We start from the raw sequence: 20,914 nt of genomic DNA, 5'->3' as shown, positions 1-20,914 counted from the left end.
CTGACGACGAAACCAGGTTCTTTAAATAGAGCCTGGTTTTTTGCTGGTGCTGATTCCATCCTGTCCGTGACAAGAAGAAAAGGAGAGAACAGCAAATGAAGGAAAAGAAAAGTGTCCCATCCAACCAATCATTATTATCCAGCTTTGACGGAAGCCGAAAGGTGTATGAGAAAGGATCAAGGCCCGATATCTTAGTGCCGAAAAGAGAGATTGCGCTCTCACATACTGTGACAGAGGCGGGCGACATAAAAAATGAACCAGTCCGTGTATACGATACGAGTGGACCGTACACTGATGAGAACGTTCATATTGACGTCACAAAAGGATTAAAGCGTCTTAGGGCAGCATGGATTGAAGAAAGAGGAGATACAGAAAGCTATGAAGGGCGTCATGTAAAACCGGAAGATAACGGATATCGTTCAAGGGAGAAGGAGTCCTTCCATTCTGTCCAAACTGATTTTCATCATAAGCCGCTCCGCGCGAAACAAGGAGCGCGCGTGACGCAAATGCATTATGCCAAAAAAGGCATCATTACGCCTGAAATGGAGTTTATCGCAATAAGAGAAGAGCTAAGCCCTGAGTTTGTTAGAGAGGAAGTAGCGAGCGGAAGAGCCGTTATTCCTTCGAATATTAACCATCCAGAAAGTGAACCAATGATTATCGGAAGGAATTTTCATGTCAAAATCAATGCGAATATTGGCAATTCAGCTGTCACGTCATCCATTAATGAAGAGGTAGAAAAGATGACATGGGCGATCAGATGGGGGGCAGACACAATGATGGATCTGTCTACTGGAAAGGATATTCATACAACGAGAGAATGGATCATTCGGAATTGCCCAGTTCCAGTAGGAACCGTTCCTATTTATCAGGCCCTTGAAAAAGTGAATGGAGTCGCAGAAGATTTGACGTGGGACGTGTACAGAGACACATTAATTGAACAAGCAGAACAAGGTGTAGATTATTTTACAATTCATGCGGGCGTGCTGTTAAGATATATTCCGCTCACAGTTGATCGGGTGACCGGAATTGTTTCAAGAGGCGGGGCAATTATGGCAAGATGGTGTCTTGCTCATCATCAAGAGAATTTCCTCTACACGCACTTCGAAGACATTTGTGAAATTATGAAAACGTATGATATTGCCTTTTCACTTGGAGATGGACTTAGACCAGGTTCGATTGCTGATGCCAATGATAAGGCGCAGTTTGCAGAGCTGGAAACGTTAGGTGAGTTAACAGAGATCGCTTGGAAACATGATGTGCAGGTGATGATTGAAGGACCCGGCCATGTCCCAATGGATAAAATTAAAGAGAATGTGGACAAGCAAATGGACATTTGCAAGGAAGCCCCATTTTATACGTTAGGGCCTCTTACAACAGATATTGCGCCGGGGTATGATCACATTACATCCGCCATCGGTGCGGCCATGATCGGCTGGTACGGCACAGCCATGCTATGTTATGTAACGCCAAAAGAGCATTTAGGTCTGCCGAATAAAGAAGATGTGAGAGAAGGCGTGATCGCCTATAAAATTGCCGCACATGCCGCTGATCTAGCAAAAGGACATCCTGCGGCTCAAAAGCGCGATGATGCATTATCAAAAGCGAGATTTGAATTTAGGTGGCGGGACCAATTTAACCTGTCACTTGATCCAGAAAGAGCCTTGGCGTTCCATGATGAAACATTGCCTGCCGAAGGTGCTAAGACCGCTCACTTTTGCTCGATGTGCGGACCGAAGTTTTGCAGTATGAAAATTTCTCATGATATCCGCAATCAATCTGAAGAAGTGAAAAGAGAGATGGAAAAGAAGGCGAAGGAGTTTGTCAGCCAGGGAAGTCAAATTTATCAGCCCTAAAAAAAGAACCTCGCACGATGCTGTGCGGGGTTTTATCAAACGGCTGAGAAGGCTTTTCTTAAAAGGTGAAAAAATGCCTTTACTGCATATGCCATCATGTCCACACTCGGAATGAGGGCATCTGTTAAATGAAAAAAGACTGTTTTTCTTTCTGGAGATGTTCGTTTCTTTTTCTGCTTCATCAAGGGCAGCCTCCTTTTTAACTAATATACTTCTTTGTAGATTTGAGAGATAGATGTTTGTGTGAATTTAAACAAAATTTAAACTTCTTGGGTTTGAATGGAAACAAGGAGGGGAAACGAGTTCAATAGAGAATGAATGAAAAGAGCTGATCTATTTGACCAGCGAACAAGAAGAGTGGAAGGTGATCTTATGATGAAAGTATTTAAGGTAACATTTCATATGAACAATGGGGAAGTGCTTGATTTCGAGCTCAAACGTCCAGCTACCTATGATGTGTATAAAAAAATTGAAGAAGCCAATCATTGGTTTAAGCTGAATAATGAAATCATTAACCTATTAAACGTCAATAGTATCCATGTAGAAACAGAATAACGCAGAAAGCCGCTCAGATAGAGCGGCTTTCATTATGCAGAAAAATCATTTCGATTATTAAGCTGCCCGCGGGACAGCCAGTTCTTTTTATACAAATAAGCAATAACTTCAAGCCACAGACGCGGTGCTTTTTTAGGGAAAAAAGGTTTTTGGTAATAGGCATAAGCGGCTTTTAAATCATCCCATTGATGACATGCTTTCGTTTGCGTGAACCTGGCAACGTCAATGACCCTGATCCGCCCTTCTTTTGTTAAGATCAGATTGCGCAGATGAATATCAGAAGGATTCAATCCTTTCTCGCGCGCTTCCTCCAGCGCATCATCGACTTGTTCAATCATTTGTTTTTTAATAGGAATTCCTTTTGTAAGGCATTCATAGAATGTGTAGCCTTTAATATATTCCATTAAAATATACTGATCCCCAGACTCATAAATCTCAGGGTAGTAAGACGAACCAGAAAGTTTTTCGTAAATGGCAGCCTCTTTGCGGGCAATATGCTGATAAGAAGGGAAAAAGACTTTTAGTGCCATTTTCTTGCCGTCTTTTTTGTATAAAAAGACATAGGCACTTCTTCCTTTGCCGCACAGTTCAAGCTCTGCCGGTTTATAGGCAAGCTTATGAAAACGTTTCTCTTCATGATACTGAATCGATTCGGCTAATCTTTTGACCTCTGACATTGACTTCACCTTCTTTGGTTTCAGTTTATGCGGCTGAAAAACGAATGATGAAAAAACCGTGTCATTCGATAAAGCAATGGATTGTATAAAACATAACATTTACGAATGAAGGATACAACGAAAGACTCTTAACATACATTTGAATCATCGATTTGGTTAATGTTTAGAAAAATGGGTCAAACTACATATGTCATGCATCGATCTCATGTTCTAAAGAGGTGTAAATAGTGAAAGTGAAGATGAAATGTTTCGTTACAGGACTTATCATGACAAGTGTGCTTTTTTTCGCTGCGGATATGGAAGGAAAAGAACACTTGCAAAAGCAGTCAAACTCTATTACCGTCCAGCTTGAAAAAGTCTATCTAGACGGCGATGTGAGTATTGAAAGACACCGGGCATCATTAGAAGACAAAGACACATTCTGGGCGCAGTATAAAGGCTGGACGCTGGTAGAACAAAAAGAGGATTTTGCCCTTTTTAGAAAGCAAATTGATGATATCTCTCCATTAAGTAAAGCAAATGGATATATCGGATTATCAGAGGACGGTGTGATTTCTACGTTTCATGGAAGGCCTGACGGCTGGGCGGAGCCTATTCATCTCTTTTTTCAAATTGATACGTCCCGTTTAGAAAGCCATGTGGAAAAGCAGCTTGAGCAAGGCATTCCTTTTCGAACAAAGGATGAATTTGAGCATGTGCTTGAAGTCATGAAGCCTTATCGAAATGAAATATCGTTTTAAAGCGTGTAACAGCTTGCTGGTGTGAAGACCGCAAGCTGTTTTTCGTGATTTCATCATAAAAATGTACTGAGCGAACGTATGTTAACTTTTATTGCGGTTTTCTCTTCGATTTATGTTACAATGAAGAACAGTCAAAGAGGTGAAAACGGTGATAGAGTTTGTAAAAGGGACCATTGATTATGTGTGCCCGCAATATGTTGTCATTGAAAACGGCGGAGTGGGATATCAAGTCTATACCCCAAACCCGTTTATCTATCGAGTAAATAAACAAGAAACGATTTATACGTATCATTACATAAAGGAAGACGCCTTTTCGTTATACGGTTTTCAAACACGAGAAGAAAAAGCGCTGTTCACAAAACTGTTAAATGTCACAGGGATTGGGCCAAAGGGTGCACTCGCGATTCTTGCTTCCGGTGATCCTGGCGCTGTCATTTCAGCGATAGAACGTGAAGATGAAGCCTTCCTGATTAAATTCCCTGGTGTGGGCAAAAAAACAGCACGTCAAATCATTCTGGATCTAAAAGGAAAACTGGCAGATGTGGTGCCAGAAATGATTGGCAACTTATTTAATCACGAGGACCACATTCAGGTCGAAACGCAGCAAACTGCATTAGATGAAGCACTTGAAGCCTTAAGTGTCCTTGGATACGGTGATCGTGAAATCAAAAAGGTTCTTCCATTATTAAAAGAAGAAAAGAATCTCACAACCGATCAATATGTGAAAAAAGCTTTACAAAAAATGTTGAAATAGGGTGATGTCTCATGGATGAACGGCTCGTCTCAACTGAAGCAGACAACCATGAATCAGCCATTGAGCAAAGTCTGCGGCCACAGACACTTAGCCAATATATCGGTCAGCAAAAAGTAAAGGATAACCTCAGCGTATTTATTGAAGCTGCCCGCATGCGGCAGGAAACGCTTGATCACGTCCTTTTATATGGACCTCCTGGACTTGGGAAAACAACGCTTGCATCGATCATTGCCAATGAAATGAATGTTCAGCTGCGTACAACGTCAGGACCAGCGATTGAGCGTCCTGGTGATTTGGCGGCCATCTTAACATCTCTTGAGCCAGGTGATGTATTGTTTATTGATGAAATTCACCGCTTGCAGCGCTCAATTGAAGAAGTGCTGTACCCAGCAATGGAGGATTTTTGTTTAGATATTGTTATTGGAAAAGGAGATACAGCACGCTCTGTACGGCTTGATTTACCGCCATTTACGCTTGTAGGTGCAACGACTCGTGTCGGGCTGTTAACAGCGCCGCTTCGTGATAGGTTTGGGGTACATGCAAGATTGGAATACTATGAGCAAAGAGATTTGGCTCACATTGTGGCAAGAACAGCCGAGCTGTTTGAGATTGGGATCGATATTCGCTCTGCCGAAGAGATTGCGAGACGTTCCCGGGGAACACCGAGGGTTGCCAATCGTTTGCTCAGAAGAGTAAGAGATTTTGCGCAGGTGCTTGGGAATCATGCCATTACGCAGGACATTGCGGAAGATGCCCTTGAGCGTCTTCAAGTCGACAGGTTAGGCCTCGATCATATAGACCATAAGCTCCTTTTAAGTATGATCGAAAAATTTAGAGGCGGTCCTGTTGGGCTTGATACGATCTCAGCGACAATAGGAGAAGAATCACATACGATTGAAGATGTGTACGAACCGTACTTACTGCAAATTGGTTTCCTGCAAAGAACGCCAAGAGGACGTGTCGTCACAAGAGAAGCGTATGAACATTTTCAAATGGAGGTTCCGATTCGTGACTGAATTCCCTAAAATATTAATGATTTTAGGTGGTGTCCTTTTTGCCGCAGGATTAGTGTTTCAATTGGTTGGTAAGCTTCCAGGTGATATTTTTGTGAAAAAAGGGAATGTAACGTTCTTTTTTCCTGTCATTACCTGCATCGTCATTAGTATCGTACTGACCATATTACTGAATATCTTTGGACGGATGAAATAACGTTAACTAGTTAACTACAGAATAGGTGAAGGAAATGAAGCTAGAACTATTTGATTTTGATTTACCAGAAAGATTAATTGCACAAGTGCCGCTTGAAAAAAGAGATGCATCAAGACTGATGGTCTTAAACAAACAAACGGGTGCGATTACACATGATACATTCTCACAAATCATCGATTATTTTCAAAAGGGTGATTGTCTCGTTCTAAACAACACGCGCGTTCTGCCTGCACGTCTGTTTGGGATGAAAGAGGATACAGGTGCCAAAGTTGAACTTCTTCTATTGAAACAAGAAGAAGGAGACAACTGGGAAACACTTGTCAAACCAGCCAAACGGGTGAAAAAAGGGACGGTTATCACGTTTGGTGATGGACGGCTCCAAGCTGTATGTACAGAGGAAATGGAACATGGCGGAAGAAAAGTCGAGTTTCAATATACAGGCATTTTTTATGAAGTGCTTGAATCCCTTGGTGAAATGCCGCTGCCTCCATATATTAAAGAGCAGCTTGACGACCGTGAACGCTATCAAACCGTTTATTCAAAAGAGGTTGGCTCCGCTGCTGCGCCAACTGCCGGTCTCCACTTTACAACCGAGCTGCTGGATGCGCTGAAAGCGAAAGGTGTACACATTGCTTTCATTACGCTGCACGTAGGGCTTGGTACGTTTCGTCCGGTAAGTGCAGAACGTATTGAAGAACACGAAATGCACGCAGAGTTTTATGAAATGAATGAAGAAACAGCTGATGAGCTTAATCGCGTTCGCAAGGAAGGCGGACGGATTATTTCAGTCGGTACAACGTCGACAAGAACGCTTGAAACCATTGCAAGTGCACATGATGGTGAGTTCAAAGCCTCAAGCGGCTGGACGTCGATCTTTATTTACCCTGGCTACACATTCAAGGCAATTGATGGCATGATCACGAATTTCCATCTGCCAAAATCCTCGTTAATTATGCTTGTCAGCGCATTAGCTGGACGAGAGCACGTACTAAAAGCGTACAATGAGGCTGTGAAAGAGGAATACCGATTCTTCAGCTTTGGCGATGCCATGCTGATTCAATAACATTATACAACGAAGACAGGAGGGCTCATTTTTGTCGCAATTACCGATACGTTATGAGTTCATTAAATCATGCAAACAAACAGGTGCACGTCTTGGCCGCGTTCATACACCGCACGGCTCTTTTGAAACACCTGTATTTATGCCAGTAGGTACACTGGCTACAGTCAAGACAATGGCGCCTGAAGAATTAAAGGCAATGGATGCAGGCATCATCTTAAGCAATACGTACCACTTATGGCTCCGTCCAGGTCACGATATCGTAAAAGAAGCAGGCGGTCTGCACAAATTTATGAACTGGGATCGAGCAATTCTAACTGATTCAGGCGGATTCCAAGTTTTTTCATTGAGTGAATTTAGAAAAATTGAAGAAGAAGGCGTTCACTTCCGTAATCATTTAAACGGAGACAAGCTGTTCCTATCTCCTGAAAAAGCGATGGACATTCAAAATGCACTTGGCTCTGATATTATGATGGCATTTGATGAATGCCCGCCGTATCCTGCAGAGTACGATTACATGAAACGTTCTGTGGAGCGGACAAGCAGGTGGGCAGAGCGCTGTCTAACAGCGCACCAGCGTCCTGAAGATCAAGGGCTGTTTGGAATTGTCCAAGGCGGAGAATACGAAGAGCTTCGAAAACAAAGTGCAAAAGACCTTGTTTCACTTGATTTCCCAGGCTACGCCATCGGAGGCTTATCTGTAGGGGAACCAAAAGATGTGATGAATCGTGTACTTGAATTTACAACACCATTCTTACCAGCAGACAAACCGAGATACTTAATGGGTGTCGGCTCACCAGATTCCTTAATTGACGGCGCCATTCGCGGTGTAGATATGTTTGATTGCGTACTGCCGACGCGAATTGCAAGAAACGGTACCTTAATGACAAGTGAAGGCCGTCTTGTTGTGAAAAATGCAAAATATGAGCGTGACTTTAGACCAATCGATGAAAACTGCGACTGCTATACATGTAAAAACTATACACGCGCCTATATTAGACATTTAATTCGAACAAATGAAACGTTCGGAATTCGATTAACAACTTATCATAATCTTCATTTTCTGTTAAAATTAATGGAGCAAGTGAGAGAAGCTATCCGTGAGGATCGTTTAGGTGATTTTAAAGAAGAGTTTTTTGAGCGTTACGGCTTTAACAAACCGAATGCGAAAAACTTTTAACGCATAAACGAAAGGCTTTACAATGCTTTAGAAAGGGGTGAAATAGAATGGATGGTGGTATGGGTTCAATCATTATGATTGTTGTCATGTTTGCTGTGCTTTACTTCTTGTTAATCCGTCCACAGCAAAAGCAACAGAAAGCTGTGCGTCAGATGCAGCAATCTTTATCAAAAGGCGATAAAATCGTCACAATCGGTGGTTTACACGGTGAAATCGACTCAATTGATGAATCAAAAGTGGTCATCAAAACAAGCGAAAACAACCGTTTAACTTTCGATCGTCGTGCTATTAGAGAATTAGCTGACAAAGGCTAATCCTCTGATACATAGCCATAAAAAAAGAGCGATATGACCGCTCTTTTTTTATTTGCCTCGAAGATTGACGCCAATCATTCCCCCCAGCATACAAATGCCTAAAAATGCTCCATGATAGATAAACTGCTCTGGTGAAAACGTTTTTCCAAACCCTAAATATTGAAATAAAAATACAGTGAGAGAAAAAATGATAGATGTGACCGCACCAATCAGCCAGCCGCGCTCCTTTGCTTTCCCGCCAGAAATGATGCCTCCTAATAAAAGGGCAGCAAAGGACAAAATCATAATCATCCATTTAAATGATGATTCCTGCATACTTGTGAATGTAAGCATGAGCGACACAAGTAAACTTGTGACAACCATCACGACAAAAATGGCAATTAAGCCGGATAAAATGCCTTTTCCAATTTGTTTCGTTTCCTGCATGTAGATTCGTCTCCTCTCCAATTGAACGAAGCTTGTCTTTTACTAAAATGTATTCACAGTGAAGAAAAAATAGACATGTTTCAGACGTTTCTTTTCTACATAAATAAAGTGTTTTGACACAAGCTATGTTGGAGAAGGAGGGTTTACATCACATGCAGGACATCTTGATCATTTCCATGAGAACCATCATCTTATATTTTCTTATTTGGTTTATATTTCGCTTAATGGGCAAAAGGGAGATTGGCGAGCTGAGCATTTTAGATCTAGTCATTTTTATGATGATCGCAGAAATTGCAGTTCTCGCCATAGAAGAAGTAGAGGATCACATGTTACATACGGTATGGCCAATCCTGCTGTTAACCTTCATTCAAATCACACTTGCCTACCTCTCATTAAAATTTCAAGGTGTCCGGCGCTTTCTTGACGGAAAACCGGCCCTGCTTATCATCAATGGGAAAATAGACGAAGGTGCAATGAGAAAACAGCGATACAATTTTGATGATCTGCTCATTCAATTAAGAGAAAATAACATCGACAGCATTCAGGATGTCTCTTACGCCATTTTAGAGCCGTCTGGAAAGCTCGCCGTCGTTGAAAAAGAAAACAAGCGCAAACATGCAGCGCTTGAGCTTCCACTTGTTGCGGATGGTGTGGTGCAGCATGACCACCTAAAGCAAATCAATCAAAATGAACAGTGGCTGAAAGATGAGCTTGCTAAAAGAGGCTATCATGATATCGAACAAATCTCTTACTGCAGCTTTAATCAAAAAACATTTTATATTGATTTGAAAGATGAAGTGATCAAAAAGAGATGAGCTAAAACAGCTTCCCAATGAACGGGATGCGGCGCAGCTCTTCTCGTTTCACTAGACCTAGGCAGATTAATAGAATGACATACAGCGTGCACGTAACAAAAATGAGCGTCACAAGTTCAATAGGAGCAGAAAAGAGTCCATTTACTTGAGATTTCAGCCAAAGGCTGACAGCCCCCGTACCGATAATCACAAGGACGCATAGTCCATATTCCTTTAATGGTAAATGAATAGGCAGCACCTTTCCAACAGTTGCCGCATGGAGCAGTGTGACAAGGATGATACCGATTAATATCGCCAGTGCAGCGCCCATAATGCCAAAGCCTGGCTGTGAAGCAAGAACAAAAATCATCCCTGTTTTTACAATAGCGCCAATCAGGCTGTTGGTCATCGCCGCACCAGCTAAATTGAGTGCTTGAAGCACGGCTTGAAGGGGCCCCTGAAAATAATATAGAAGGAAAAATGGCGCCATGAATTTCACATAAATGGCCGCGTGCGATGAACCATACATAAAGAGCGTTAAATCTTCGGCGTAAACGAAAAGAATAATACATGAAATGCCTCCGCTGAGTAAACATAGGCGCATCGCCTGCTTCAGGCGGTATTCGACCGTTTTACGTTTGTTCTGCTCCATTCCTTCACTGATCGCCGGAACTAATGCAGTGGAGAGTGAATACGTAATAAAACTAGGCAGTGTCAAAAGGGTCAGAGCAAGTCCGGTCAACTCCCCGTACTGTCTTGTCGCCTCTACAGCCGCATAACCAGCAATAGCAAGACTTTGCGCGACAACAATCGGCTCTAAAAACCACGAAATATTCCCGATAAAACGGCTGCCTGTTGTTGGCAGGGCAATGCTCATCAGCTGTTTAAATGTGTCCTTCCCGTCATGAATCGCTTTAAAAAATCGTTTTCGAATACGAATGGTCTTTTTATAGCGAAATGCGATCAGTAAGTAAGCAAGGGAAATCATCTCTCCAATCACAGATGACACCATCGCACCTGCTGCCGCAAATTCAATCCCGTAAGGAAGGAAAGCCGTTGTACATACCGCCACTAGCGAAATTCTTGCGACCTGCTCCAGAACTTGAGACATCGCAAGCGGACTCATTTGCTGTCTGCCCTGGAAATAGCCTCTTAACACACTGGAAATGGCGATGACTGGTACGACAGGTGTAATAGCCAGCAGTGGATAGACCGTTCTAGGGTCTGTCAGCATATTTTCTGCCATGATGGGCGCAAACCATAAAAAGAGCGGCGTGAAAATCAGACTGAGTGTTCCTGTTATCGCAAGGGACATGACCAGAATACGTTTTGTTTTCTGTTTGTCACCCCGGGCTTCTGCTTCTGCGACAAGCTTACTAATGGCGACAGGCAGTCCGAATTGTGTGAGCGTCACGGCGAGAAAAAAGGTTGGTGCAGCCATCATATAAAGCCCGACCCCTTCTTCGCCAATGAACCTCGCAATGACAATTCGATTGACAAAACCCAATATTCTCGTGATAAAACCTGCTAAAATTAAAATAATGGTCCCCTTTAAAAACGTTTGCTTCGTCAAATCACAGATCACCTGCCTTCTCAAACGACATAGAATCATATACAATAAGATATGCGTGTATATCGTCCAAGCATGACAAGTCTCTCGATAAAAAACTGAAAAGGGGGAGCTACGCAATGACACAACACCCAGCTGCTATTTACAAAGACCATTTAAAGCCTTTTCTGTTCAGTAAGCTTGAAGAATTCATCGTTTTGGGCTATAAAGATGTAGATTTAGAGGAATTATGGTCATACTTAGAGAATAAGAAGTGGAAGAAAAAACAAGAGTATCCGATTCATGAAATGGTTGCAGATATTTTATCTGTGAAAATAGGCGAATTTATGAACTATGCAACCGTTCAGTCGTTTAAAACGTCTGCTTTTTTGGACAGTGAAGATGGCAAGAATATGCTTGATGAACTGTTGAAATAAGCCATCTTAATGGATTTAGGTGTTTAAGGAGGAAATACATAATGAAAAAAGGGCGCATTCTTGCGTTTTTCTTAGTGGTTCTGTTAATCGGAACTGGCGTGGGCTTACTGACAAAGCCTGTTGCGAAAGATATGACGCTAGGGCTGGATTTACAGGGTGGATTTGAAGTCCTGTATGAAGTACATCCAGTGAAAAAAGAGGACAAGATCACAAATAGTGTTCTCGTTAGTACAGTGGAGGCTCTTAACCGAAGAGCGAACGTGCTTGGTGTAAGTGAGCCGAACATCTCGATTGAAGGCAACAACCGTATCCGCGTGCAGCTTGCGGGGGTAAAAGATCAAAACAGAGCAAGGGAAATTCTTTCCACTGAAGCGCAGCTATCCTTCAGAGATACGAATGATAAAGAACTCCTTAACGGGGCTGACCTAGTCGAAAACAGTGCAAAACAAACATTCAGTCAAACGAATGAGCCAATTGTGACGGTTAAACTAAAAGATGCGAAAAAATTTGGTGACGTCACAAGAAAAGTAGCAGCGATGGCACCAAATAATCAGCTTGTCATTTGGCTTGATTACGACAAAGGAGATTCCTTCAAAAAAGAAGTCTCAAAATCAAACCACAAGTATGTATCTGCACCAAATGTGAATCAAGAGATTAACAGCAGTGACGTACAAATTGAAGGGAAATTTACTGTCCAAGAGGCAAAAGACCTTGCAAGTATTTTAAATGCTGGTGCATTGCCAGTAAAATTAACAGAAAAATATTCCACATCTGTAAGTGCACAGTTTGGTGAACAAGCACTGAACGAAACAGTGTTCGCAGGAATAGTAGGAATCGCATTTATCTTCTTATTCATGCTGTTTTATTACCGATTACCTGGTCTTATTGCAGTCATCACACTCTCAGCTTATATCTACATTACGCTGCAAGTGTTTGACTGGATGGGTGCGGTCATGACACTGCCTGGAATTGCTGCACTGATTCTAGGGGTAGCGATGGCTGTCGATGCCAACATTATTACTTATGAGCGGATCAAAGAAGAGCTGAAACTCGGCAAATCTGTCCGGTCTGCTTTTAGATCAGGGAACCGCAGATCATTTGCGACCATCTTTGATGCCAACTTAACAAGTATTATTGCCGGCGGAGTGCTGTTCTTCTTCGGGACAAGCTCTGTAAAAGGATTTGCAACAATGCTCATCCTCTCAATTTTAACAAGCTTTATCACAGCTGTTTTCCTATCAAGATTCCTTCTTGGACTGCTTGTAGAGAGCCGCGCGCTCGACCGCAAAAAAGGCTGGTTTGGTGTCCGCAAAAAAGACATCATGAATATCCACGAAACAACAGAAAATACCGAACCGAAAACGCCATTTGATAAATGGGATTTCGTCAGCAAACGTAAAGGCTTTATGATTTTCTCAATAGCTGTTACCATTGCGGGAATCATCGTCCTTTCGATCTTCAAGCTTAATGCTGGTATTGACTTTGCTAGTGGAACGAGAATTGATGTTCAAAGCGATCACAAGCTGACAACTGCACAAGTAGAGCAAGACTTTAAAAAGCTTGACCTTGAAGCAGACAGTGTTGTGCTATCGGGGCAAAATGAAAATCAGGCAGCGGTTCGATTTGTCGGTGTGCCGAATAAAGAAAAAATTGCTGAAGTAAAAGATTACTTCAAAGATAAATACGGCACTGAACCGAACGTAAGTACAGTATCACCGACTGTCGGAAAAGAGCTTGCCCGTAATGCGCTATATGCCGTCATCATTGCTTCAATTGGGATCATTATATATGTATCCATCCGCTTTGAATATAAAATGGCGATTGCGGCGATTGCCTCATTGCTGTATGATGCATTCTTTATTGTCGCCTTCTTTAGTATTACGCGCTTAGAGGTGGATGTCACCTTCATTGCCGCGATCCTCACAGTCATTGGATACTCGATCAACGACACGATCGTTACCTTCGACAGGGTTCGTGAACAAATGAAGAAACGTAAACCGAAAACCATTGAAGATCTATCGTACATTGTGAACTTAAGCTTACAGCAAACCTTTACGCGATCTGTCAACACGGTGCTGACTGTAGTTGTCGTTGTTATCGCACTGCTTATCTTCGGATCAGCGTCGATTACAAACTTCTCCATCGCCTTACTTGTCGGCTTATTAACAGGGGTATACTCATCCCTTTACATCGCGGCACAAATTTGGCTGATGTGGAAAGGCCGTGAGCTGAAAAAACCAGCTAAGATAGATACAGATCAAGATATTTAATCTAGAAAGACTGCCTTCTCGGCAGTCTCAGCGTGTAGACAAACCCTCGCATTCTTTGTCAGTCCTGCGCGCTGGTGCTCACGAATGTTCAATTCGCTCCGCGCCAGTGCTCGTCCTTCCTAGACTGCAAAGGTTTTCTATCACGCTGAAAAGAAGACAAAGGGCTAAAATAAAAATCATTTTAGCCCTTTTTCAACAATCTGAGACTGCCTTCTCGGCAGTCTTTTTCTATTGGTTTTTCCGAAAAGTAGACGCTTTGAAAAAACATTTTGGGTTTCATTGATCTTGAAATGGTCTTTTGCTATAATGACTTACGTTTAGACCAGTATAGAAAGCAAGTGTCTGTTTAGGGCATTTGGCTTTATTCATTGGAGGGGCTGTTATGAAGGTTCGGGAAACTGAACTGCCAGGTATCGGTCATAAAGCCGAAATGATCACAAGAAATAATGAGAAGCTTGCCATCATTACACATGATGACGGCAGAAGAGAAATGTATCATTTTCAGGAGGACGACCACGAAGAAACGATTTCTGGCATCCTGCTAAACGATGAAGAAGCAAGACAAATCGCGGCTATTTTAGGCGGCATGGTCTATAAGCCGAAAGCGCTTGAAACCGTAGAGGTAGCCATTGATGAACTGGTGATTGAATGGTTTAAAATTGAAAAGAATGCACCAGCTGTTCAGAAAAGCATCGGTGACCTCAATGTTCGCCAAAACTATCAAGTAACAGTCATCGCCATTGTGAGAAAATCACATGAGAAGATTTTAAATCCAGGACCAGATACCATCATCGAAGAAGGGGATACCCTTGTCATTTCTGGAGAAAGAAAAGAATTAAAGAATCTGATTAAAGAAAAACTCAGCAGCTGATCATGCCCATGCTGATAGGTTTTCTTCCACTGCTTTCTTTCGGTGTTTAAAAAAGGCAGTGAAAAGGGAAGAATAAAAGAAAAAGCTTGGGGGATTTGTAGATGAACAAACAACAATGGACCATCATACTCGCATTTATTTTCGTATTAATTGTCTCAGTATTTGCCGTGATTAATGTACGGCCTGTCGAGGTACACTACTTATTTGGAACGGCTGAATGGCCGCTGATCCTTGTCATTATCGGTTCAGTTTTAATGGGCGGACTGATTGTGGCATTTGCAGGGATCTTCCAAATTGTGAAACTGAAACGTGAATTAAAGGCATTAAAAGCTGAGCGTGCAGCCGCTGCACCTGCTGCTTCGACGAAAAAGGCAGACAAAGATCTTCAAAAAAAATCTCATGTCACGCCTTTAAAAGAACAGCCAGCATCATTTGACCGGAAGGAAAAATAATCTTCCAGCACAATTTCATAAAATAAAAATTGAAACCCCTCAGGCCACTCTAGTATAATAGTGTGGTTGAGGGGTGAATTTATGTTATTATCCAAAATGCGCTGGGAATATGAACATCCAAGCGAAGAAAAAGTGAAATCACTCTCTGAAAATCTAAATATTTCAGCGCTGACTGCATCGCTTCTCGTAAAAAGAGGATTTGAAGAAGTAGAAGAGGCGAGGTCTTTTTTATTTGATCAAAAAGCCGAATTTCATGATCCATTCCTATTAAAAGGAATGAAAGAAGCAGTAGAGCGCATCAACAAAGCGATCGAAGAGCAGGAATCGATTGTGATCTTCGGAGACTATGATGCAGATGGTGTGACAAGTACGTCTGTACTTTTACATACATTAAAAGAGCGGTCTGCGATAGTAGACTTTTATATTCCAGATCGATTTAAAGAAGGCTATGGACCTAATGAACAGGCTTTTCGATATATCAAGGAGCAAGGAGCATCGCTTGTCATCACGGTCGATACAGGCATTGCTGCTGTAAATGAAGCACGTATTGCAAAAGAAATAGGGTTAGACCTGATCATTACAGATCACCATGAACCAAGTGAGGAGCTGCCTGAGGCACTGGCCATTGTCCATCCTAAGCAGCCTGGCTGTGAATATCCCTTTAAAGAACTTGCTGGTGTAGGTGTCGCGTTTAAAGTGGCGCATGCACTTCTTGGAGAGCTGCCAGTTCAGCTGTTAGATCTTGCAGCAATCGGGACAATCGCGGATCTTGTACCGCTTCACGATGAGAATAGATGGCTCGCCAAAAAAGGCCTTATGCAGCTTCGGCAGTCGAATAGACCGGGGCTGAAAGCGTTATTGAAAGAAGCTGGAGCCACTCTAGAAGAAGCGAGCGAGGAAACGGTCGGCTTTCAAATTGCGCCAAGGCTGAATGCTGTTGGGCGAATTGAACAGGCAGATCCAGCCGTTCATCTTCTAATGACTGAGGATAAGGATGAAGCGGAAGAGCTCGCTCGTTTTGTACAGGAACTGAATAAAGAACGACAAAAGATTGTCAGTACGATCACAGAAGAAGCCATTCAAATGGTGGAAGAGGCAGGTGATGACCAGTCTGCGATTGTTGTAGCGAAAGCTGGCTGGAATCCGGGCGTTGTCGGAATTGTTGCCTCTAAATTGACGGATACTTTTTCTCGTCCGGCGATTGTGCTTGGAATAGATGAAGAGACGCAAATGGCAAAAGGATCAGCCCGGAGTATTCCTGGCTTCGATCTATTTTTCCATCTAAGCAAATGTCGCGACATCCTGCCGCATTTCGGCGGGCATCCGATGGCAGCAGGGATGACACTTCGAGCGGATGATGTATCTTTACTAAGGGAAAGATTAAATCAATATGCAAATGAAACATTGACGGAAGAAGATTTTATTCCAATTCAGCGGGTCGATGCCGTGTGCAAGGTAGACGAATTGACGGTTCAAGCGATTGAAGAAGCGGGGATGCTGTCACCATTTGGTATGTCAAACCCAAAACCGTTTATTATGATTGAAGATGCGAAGCTTGAAGATATCCGAACGATTGGGGCAAATCACAACCATATTAAAATGTCTCTGAAAGACGAAGACACACTGCTTGACTGTGTTGGCTTTCACCAAGGGAAATTAAAAGAGGAAATTGTTCCAGGAAGCCGCATTTCTGTGATTGGAGAAATGTCTGTCAATGAATGGAATAACCGGAAGAAGCCCCAGCTGATGTTAAAAGATGCACGAGTTGATGAATGGCAGCTGTTTGATCTGCGCGGGAAAAAGGATTGGGAGAAGAAAGTTTCGACACTTGATTCAGAAAATTCATTGGTTGTCTGTTTTGATGAAACAACAAAACAGGACGTCGATCTCCCCATTCATCATGTTCATGCAGAAAATGTATCAACATTTGATGTACAAGGAAAGTATGTGGTCTTTGCGGATGTTCCCGCAGATGAGCAATTGCTGAAGCAGCTTTTAGAAAATCAAAAGCCTGCGAGAATTTATACGGTTTTTCAAAGAAAAGAAGATCATTTTATGTCCTCTTTCCCAAGCCGTGACCAATTCAAATGGTTTTATGGGTTCTTGTTTAAACGGGGAAGTTTTCCTATTAAAGAACAAGGAATGGAGCTTGCCAAACATAGAGGCTGGACAAAAGATACAATCATTTTTATGACAAAGGTGTTTTTTGAACTCGGTTTTGTTAAAATAGAGAATGGTGTGCTGTCAATAGTACTTGATGCCCCTAAAAAAGATTTAACGGCGTCAGCGTCCTATACAGCAAAACAACGATTGATGGAACTCGATCAAACACTAACATATTCCTCAGCTAAAGAGCTGAAGGAATGGCTGAATAGCATGATGAGCGAAGTCTCACCTGTGCTTTGACGTACGAGGAGGAAAAGGAAAAGATGGATTTAAAACAATATGTGACAGTTGTACCTGACTACCCAAAGGAAGGTGTACAATTTAAAGATATTACAACGTTAATGGATAAAGGCGAAGTGTACCGTTATGCAACGGATCAAATCGTTGAATACGCGAAGGAAAGAGACATTGATCTCATTGTTGGACCTGAAGCGCGTGGATTCATTATTGGCTGCCCTGTAGCATACGCACTTGGTGTAGGTTTTGCACCGGTTCGTAAAGAAGGAAAGCTTCCTCGTGAAGTCATTAAAGTCGATTACGGCTTGGAATATGGTAAAGATGTATTAACGATTCATAAAGATGCGATTCGTCCTGGTCAGCGTGTCCTAATTACAGATGACTTACTGGCAACTGGTGGAACAATTGAAGCGTCCATCAAGCTTGTAGAGGAATTAGGCGGCGTTGTGGCAGGGATTGCATTTTTGATTGAGCTGACGTATCTGGACGGCAGAAAGAAGCTTGACGGCTACGACATCATGACGTTAATGCAATACTAATGGAGTTTTTCGTAAAAAGCACTCAGTAAGAAGGGTGCTTTTTTCCTATCAAAAATCTTTTAGCGGACTTCTTCTCTTTACATCTATCGAATTTTTCTTGATAATAAACTACAATACAGTTTTCATTTAAAAAGGTGATTCCATGGCGAACGAACAAGTTTTAACGGCGCAGCAGGTCATTGACAAGGCAAGAGAATACCTGTCCGCTGAACATATTCAATTTATAGAGCGAGCATATGAATATGCTGAAAATGCACACAAGGAGCAATACCGGAAATCTGGTGAGCCCTATATTATCCATCCAATTCAAGTGGCGGGTATTCTTGTTGATCTTGAAATGGACCCATCAACCATTGCAGGCGGTTTCCTGCACGATGTAGTTGAGGATACAGATGTGACATTACAGGATTTAAAAGAGCATTTTAACGAAGAAGTAGCAATGCTTGTTGATGGTGTCACAAAGCTCGGGAAGATTAAATATAAATCACAAGAAGAACAGCAGGCCGAAAACCATCGAAAAATGTTTGTTGCAATGGCGCAGGATATTCGCGTGATCTTGATTAAGCTGGCAGACCGTCTTCATAATATGAGAACGCTCAAACACCTTCCGCAGGAAAAGCAGCGGAGAATTTCAAATGAAACACTTGAAATCTTTGCACCGCTTGCGCACAGATTAGGGATTTCAAAGATTAAGTGGGAGCTTGAAGATACAGCACTCCGCTATTTAAATCCGCAGCAATATTACCGGATTGTGAATCTGATGAAGCGCAAACGAGCGGAACGTGAGGAATACTTGGACGAGGTCGTCAATGAAGTGAAAGACCGCGTGTCTGAGGTGAACATCAAGGCTGAATTTTCCGGCAGACCAAAACATATTTATAGTATTTATCGCAAAATGGTCTTGCAAAATAAGCAGTTTAATGAAATTTATGATCTGCTTGCCGTTCGTATTTTGGTTGACAGCATTAAAGACTGTTATGCTGTGCTCGGGATTATCCATACGTGCTGGAAGCCGATGCCAGGCAGGTTTAAGGATTATATTGCGATGCCAAAGCCGAACATGTACCAGTCTCTTCATACAACGGTGATTGGGCCAAAAGGCGATCCGCTTGAAGTTCAGATCCGTACAGTGGAAATGCATGAAATTGCAGAATACGGGATTGCGGCACACTGGGCATACAAAGAAGGCAAAGAGTCAGCAGAATCAACGGAAGAAGCGGTCTTCCAGAAGAAGCTCTCTTGGTTTAGAGAAATTCTTGAATTCCAAAATGAGTCCACAGATGCAGAAGAATTTATGGAGTCGTTAAAGATTGATCTTTTCTCTGATATGGTGTTTGTGTTTACACCAAAAGGAGACGTCATTGAACTGCCGTCGGGCTCAGTTCCGATTGATTTCTCTTACCGGATTCACTCGGAAATTGGGAATAAAACGATCGGTGCCAAGGTCAATGGCAAGATGGTCACACTCGATCACAAACTAAAAACAGGTGACATTATTGAAATTCTGACATCAAAGCACAGCTACGGGCCAAGTCAGGATTGGGTCAAGCTTGCCCAAACCTCCCAAGCGAAGCACAAGATCAGACAGTTTTTCAAAAAACAGCGCCGTGAAGAAAATGTCGAAAAAGGCCGAGAGCTCGTGGAAAAAGAAATCAAAAACCTTGAGTTTGACGTCAAAGACATTCTGACCGCTGAAAACCTGCAAAAAGTGGCTGACAAATTTAATTTTTCAAACGAAGAGGACATGTATGCAGCTGTTGGATATAACGGCATTACTGCACTGCAGGTCGCCAATCGTTTAACGGAAAAAGAAAGAAAACAAAGAGACCAAGAAGAGCAAGAGAAAACCGTTCAAGAAGTGACGGTGGAACCAAAGACGTATCACGGGAAAAAACGAGAAGCTGGCGTAAGGGTCAAAGGGATTGATAACCTGCTTGTCCGCTTATCTAAGTGCTGTAATCCTGTTCCTGGTGATAGCATTGTCGGTTTTATTACGAAGGGCCGAGGTGTATCTGTTCACCGCGAGGACTGTCCGAACGTAAAGACAGGAGAAGCACAGGAGCGGTTAATTCCGGTCGAGTGGGAGCATGAGCAGCCTGCTCAAAACCGTAAAGAATACAATGTGGAAATTGAAATATTAGGATATGATAGACGCGGCTTACTCAATGAGGTGCTTCAAGCAGTCAACGAAACCAAAACGAACATCTCCTCTGTTTCTGGGAAGTCTGACCGTAACAAAGTGGCGACGATCCATATGGCGATCTTTATCCAAAATATTAACCATTTGCACAAAGTGGTCGAACGCATTAAGCAAATCAAAGACATTTACTCTGTTCGCCGATTCATGAATTAGAAAGGAAGTATATCGTCTATGAGGCTTGTTGTGCAGCGTGTGACAAATGCATCTGTTAAGGTAGAAGAAGAGATCACAGGTGCCATCAACGAAGGTTATATGGTGCTTGTTGGTGTCACACACGAAGATACAGAAGAAGATGTGCTCTACTTAGCTGAAAAGCTTGCACATTTACGTATTTTTGAAGATGAAAACGGGAAAATGAATCGTTCATTATTGGACATAAAAGGAAGCGTTCTGTCTGTATCTCAATTTACCCTTTATGGTGATACGAGAAAGGGCAGACGGCCGAATTTTATGAAAGCCGCCAAGCCGGATGCAGCCAATTCGCTTTACGAATGTTTCAATAAAACCCTTAGAGAAAAAGGCATCCATGTCGAAACTGGCCGTTTTGGTGCGATGATGGACGTGTCATTGACCAATTCAGGACCGGTCACGATCTTGATGGACAGCAAAGAATAGATTCTCTTTAGAC

At 42.4% G+C, this 20,914-nt stretch carries 22 protein-coding genes; 18 read left to right on the top strand and 4 right to left on the bottom strand.

The genetic code is table 11. The annotated features are described in order from the left end of the window. Window positions 1-95 precede the first annotated feature (95 nt). A complete protein-coding gene (gene thiC / locus MHI23_RS12580) occupies window positions 96-1,856 on the top strand; it encodes a phosphomethylpyrimidine synthase ThiC (protein ID WP_034622399.1) in 1,761 nt (586 codons plus the stop codon). Between the two features lie 35 nt (window positions 1,857-1,891). Here thiC and MHI23_RS12575 read toward each other — a convergent pair whose 3' ends face one another. Beyond that, on the bottom strand, window positions 1,892-2,038 hold the full coding sequence (locus MHI23_RS12575) for a hypothetical protein (protein WP_164512168.1): 147 nt from the start codon (window positions 2,036-2,038) through the stop codon (window positions 1,892-1,894). A gap of 190 nt (window positions 2,039-2,228) precedes the next feature. Here MHI23_RS12575 and MHI23_RS12570 point away from each other — a divergent pair, with 190 nt between their 5' ends. Further along, window positions 2,229-2,411 (top strand): hypothetical protein, encoded by a 183-nt coding sequence (locus MHI23_RS12570; RefSeq protein ID WP_008342761.1) that lies wholly within the window; start codon window positions 2,229-2,231, stop codon window positions 2,409-2,411. Between the two features lie 32 nt (window positions 2,412-2,443). Here the strand turns inward: MHI23_RS12570 and MHI23_RS12565 are convergent, their stop codons facing one another. Continuing rightward, a complete protein-coding gene (locus tag MHI23_RS12565) occupies window positions 2,444-3,088 on the bottom strand; it encodes a serine/threonine protein kinase (RefSeq protein ID WP_024427853.1) in 645 nt (214 codons plus the stop codon). Between the two features lie 239 nt (window positions 3,089-3,327). Here MHI23_RS12565 and MHI23_RS12560 point away from each other — a divergent pair, with 239 nt between their 5' ends. The 7 genes from MHI23_RS12560 (at window position 3,328) to yajC (ending at window position 8,345) form a co-directional block, all read left to right on the top strand. Further along, window positions 3,328-3,828, top strand: coding sequence for an intercompartmental signaling factor BofC (locus tag MHI23_RS12560; RefSeq protein ID WP_073979823.1), 501 nt, complete (start codon window positions 3,328-3,330; stop codon window positions 3,826-3,828). A gap of 148 nt (window positions 3,829-3,976) precedes the next feature. After that, entirely contained in the window at window positions 3,977-4,582 is a 606-nt protein-coding gene (gene ruvA / locus MHI23_RS12555) for a Holliday junction branch migration protein RuvA (RefSeq protein ID WP_024423144.1), read from the top strand. Between the two features lie 11 nt (window positions 4,583-4,593). Further along, window positions 4,594-5,598 (top strand): Holliday junction branch migration DNA helicase RuvB, encoded by a 1,005-nt coding sequence (gene ruvB / locus MHI23_RS12550; RefSeq protein ID WP_024423143.1) that lies wholly within the window; start codon window positions 4,594-4,596, stop codon window positions 5,596-5,598. Further along, window positions 5,591-5,791, top strand: a complete 201-nt coding sequence (locus MHI23_RS12545; RefSeq protein ID WP_012010741.1) for a DUF2905 domain-containing protein — start codon at window positions 5,591-5,593, stop codon at window positions 5,789-5,791. Before ruvB ends, MHI23_RS12545 begins: the two co-directional genes overlap by 8 nt. Before the next feature lie 34 nt (window positions 5,792-5,825). Further along, entirely contained in the window at window positions 5,826-6,854 is a 1,029-nt protein-coding gene (gene queA, locus MHI23_RS12540) for a tRNA preQ1(34) S-adenosylmethionine ribosyltransferase-isomerase QueA (RefSeq protein ID WP_024423142.1), read from the top strand. Between the two features lie 31 nt (window positions 6,855-6,885). Beyond that, a complete protein-coding gene (tgt, locus tag MHI23_RS12535) occupies window positions 6,886-8,031 on the top strand; it encodes a tRNA guanosine(34) transglycosylase Tgt (protein ID WP_024423141.1) in 1,146 nt (381 codons plus the stop codon). A gap of 47 nt (window positions 8,032-8,078) precedes the next feature. Then, window positions 8,079-8,345: a preprotein translocase subunit YajC gene (gene yajC / locus MHI23_RS12530; protein ID WP_008360993.1), complete on the top strand. Its 267-nt coding sequence runs from the start codon at window positions 8,079-8,081 to the stop codon at window positions 8,343-8,345. A 48-nt stretch (window positions 8,346-8,393) separates the two neighbouring features. On the opposite strand, the gene MHI23_RS12525 is transcribed toward yajC, so the two are convergent. Next, window positions 8,394-8,771 (bottom strand): TIGR04086 family membrane protein, encoded by a 378-nt coding sequence (locus MHI23_RS12525; RefSeq protein ID WP_075622125.1) that lies wholly within the window; start codon window positions 8,769-8,771, stop codon window positions 8,394-8,396. Between the two features lie 152 nt (window positions 8,772-8,923). On the opposite strand from MHI23_RS12525, the gene MHI23_RS12520 reads away from it, so the two are divergent. Continuing rightward, the gene (locus MHI23_RS12520) at window positions 8,924-9,586 is read left to right on the top strand and encodes a DUF421 domain-containing protein (protein ID WP_076840397.1); all 663 of its coding nucleotides are present in this window, start codon (window positions 8,924-8,926) and stop codon (window positions 9,584-9,586) included. A gap of 1 nt (window position 9,587) precedes the next feature. Here MHI23_RS12520 and spoVB read toward each other — a convergent pair whose 3' ends face one another. Beyond that, window positions 9,588-11,138 carry a stage V sporulation protein B gene (gene spoVB, locus MHI23_RS12515; protein ID WP_056767987.1) on the bottom strand — a complete coding sequence of 517 codons (1,551 nt, stop codon included), beginning with the start codon at window positions 11,136-11,138 and terminating at the stop codon, window positions 9,588-9,590. Window positions 11,139-11,254: 116 nt separating this feature from the next. On the opposite strand from spoVB, the gene MHI23_RS12510 reads away from it, so the two are divergent. From MHI23_RS12510 to dtd, 8 genes are all read left to right on the top strand, one after another. Continuing rightward, window positions 11,255-11,551: a post-transcriptional regulator gene (locus MHI23_RS12510; RefSeq protein ID WP_003216788.1), complete on the top strand. Its 297-nt coding sequence runs from the start codon at window positions 11,255-11,257 to the stop codon at window positions 11,549-11,551. Between the two features lie 41 nt (window positions 11,552-11,592). Continuing rightward, on the top strand, window positions 11,593-13,821 hold the full coding sequence (gene secDF, locus MHI23_RS12505) for a protein translocase subunit SecDF (protein WP_024423137.1): 2,229 nt from the start codon (window positions 11,593-11,595) through the stop codon (window positions 13,819-13,821). Between the two features lie 382 nt (window positions 13,822-14,203). Next, entirely contained in the window at window positions 14,204-14,692 is a 489-nt protein-coding gene (locus MHI23_RS12500; RefSeq protein ID WP_024423136.1) for a cation:proton antiporter regulatory subunit, read from the top strand. Window positions 14,693-14,793: 101 nt separating this feature from the next. Beyond that, the gene (locus MHI23_RS12495; protein WP_024423135.1) at window positions 14,794-15,144 is read left to right on the top strand and encodes a lipopolysaccharide assembly protein LapA domain-containing protein; all 351 of its coding nucleotides are present in this window, start codon (window positions 14,794-14,796) and stop codon (window positions 15,142-15,144) included. A gap of 81 nt (window positions 15,145-15,225) precedes the next feature. After that, window positions 15,226-17,550: a single-stranded-DNA-specific exonuclease RecJ gene (gene recJ, locus MHI23_RS12490; RefSeq protein WP_342491990.1), complete on the top strand. Its 2,325-nt coding sequence runs from the start codon at window positions 15,226-15,228 to the stop codon at window positions 17,548-17,550. A gap of 23 nt (window positions 17,551-17,573) precedes the next feature. Further along, complete coding sequence (locus MHI23_RS12485; RefSeq protein WP_024423133.1) at window positions 17,574-18,086, top strand: adenine phosphoribosyltransferase; 513 nt, start codon at window positions 17,574-17,576, stop codon at window positions 18,084-18,086. A 142-nt stretch (window positions 18,087-18,228) separates the two neighbouring features. Then, window positions 18,229-20,439 (top strand): bifunctional (p)ppGpp synthetase/guanosine-3',5'-bis(diphosphate) 3'-pyrophosphohydrolase, encoded by a 2,211-nt coding sequence (locus tag MHI23_RS12480; RefSeq protein WP_024427858.1) that lies wholly within the window; start codon window positions 18,229-18,231, stop codon window positions 20,437-20,439. 18 nt (window positions 20,440-20,457) lie between these two features. Continuing rightward, window positions 20,458-20,901: a D-aminoacyl-tRNA deacylase gene (gene dtd, locus MHI23_RS12475; RefSeq protein WP_024427859.1), complete on the top strand. Its 444-nt coding sequence runs from the start codon at window positions 20,458-20,460 to the stop codon at window positions 20,899-20,901. Window positions 20,902-20,914 lie beyond the last annotated feature (13 nt).

Origin of the sequence: Bacillus sp. FSL M7-0003 (assembly GCF_038628485.1) — a bacterium.
GTDB lineage: Bacteria > Bacillota > Bacilli > Bacillales > Bacillaceae > Bacillus > Bacillus safensis.
This window is presented reverse-complemented; position numbering and strand designations above follow the sequence as displayed.

What these genes read in the sequence shown, in the direction of transcription:
- MHI23_RS12495 (WP_024423135.1), top strand. Translation starts at nt 14,794, where the DNA reads ATGAACAAACAACAATGGACCATCATACTCGCATTTATTTTCGTATTA.
- secDF (WP_024423137.1), top strand. Translation starts at nt 11,593, where the DNA reads ATGAAAAAAGGGCGCATTCTTGCGTTTTTCTTAGTGGTTCTGTTAATC.
- MHI23_RS12570 (WP_008342761.1), top strand. Translation starts at nt 2,229, where the DNA reads ATGATGAAAGTATTTAAGGTAACATTTCATATGAACAATGGGGAAGTG.
- MHI23_RS12510 (WP_003216788.1), top strand. Translation starts at nt 11,255, where the DNA reads ATGACACAACACCCAGCTGCTATTTACAAAGACCATTTAAAGCCTTTT.
- dtd (WP_024427859.1), top strand. Translation starts at nt 20,458, where the DNA reads ATGAGGCTTGTTGTGCAGCGTGTGACAAATGCATCTGTTAAGGTAGAA.
- ruvB (WP_024423143.1), top strand. Translation starts at nt 4,594, where the DNA reads ATGGATGAACGGCTCGTCTCAACTGAAGCAGACAACCATGAATCAGCC.
- queA (WP_024423142.1), top strand. Translation starts at nt 5,826, where the DNA reads ATGAAGCTAGAACTATTTGATTTTGATTTACCAGAAAGATTAATTGCA.
- recJ (WP_342491990.1), top strand. Translation starts at nt 15,226, where the DNA reads ATGTTATTATCCAAAATGCGCTGGGAATATGAACATCCAAGCGAAGAA.
- MHI23_RS12485 (WP_024423133.1), top strand. Translation starts at nt 17,574, where the DNA reads ATGGATTTAAAACAATATGTGACAGTTGTACCTGACTACCCAAAGGAA.
- thiC (WP_034622399.1), top strand. Translation starts at nt 96, where the DNA reads ATGAAGGAAAAGAAAAGTGTCCCATCCAACCAATCATTATTATCCAGC.
- MHI23_RS12500 (WP_024423136.1), top strand. Translation starts at nt 14,204, where the DNA reads ATGAAGGTTCGGGAAACTGAACTGCCAGGTATCGGTCATAAAGCCGAA.
- MHI23_RS12560 (WP_073979823.1), top strand. Translation starts at nt 3,328, where the DNA reads ATGAAATGTTTCGTTACAGGACTTATCATGACAAGTGTGCTTTTTTTC.
- MHI23_RS12525 (WP_075622125.1), bottom strand. Translation starts at nt 8,771, where the DNA reads ATGCAGGAAACGAAACAAATTGGAAAAGGCATTTTATCCGGCTTAATT.
- MHI23_RS12565 (WP_024427853.1), bottom strand. Translation starts at nt 3,088, where the DNA reads ATGTCAGAGGTCAAAAGATTAGCCGAATCGATTCAGTATCATGAAGAG.
- MHI23_RS12520 (WP_076840397.1), top strand. Translation starts at nt 8,924, where the DNA reads ATGCAGGACATCTTGATCATTTCCATGAGAACCATCATCTTATATTTT.
- MHI23_RS12480 (WP_024427858.1), top strand. Translation starts at nt 18,229, where the DNA reads ATGGCGAACGAACAAGTTTTAACGGCGCAGCAGGTCATTGACAAGGCA.
- yajC (WP_008360993.1), top strand. Translation starts at nt 8,079, where the DNA reads ATGGATGGTGGTATGGGTTCAATCATTATGATTGTTGTCATGTTTGCT.
- MHI23_RS12575 (WP_164512168.1), bottom strand. Translation starts at nt 2,038, where the DNA reads ATGAAGCAGAAAAAGAAACGAACATCTCCAGAAAGAAAAACAGTCTTT.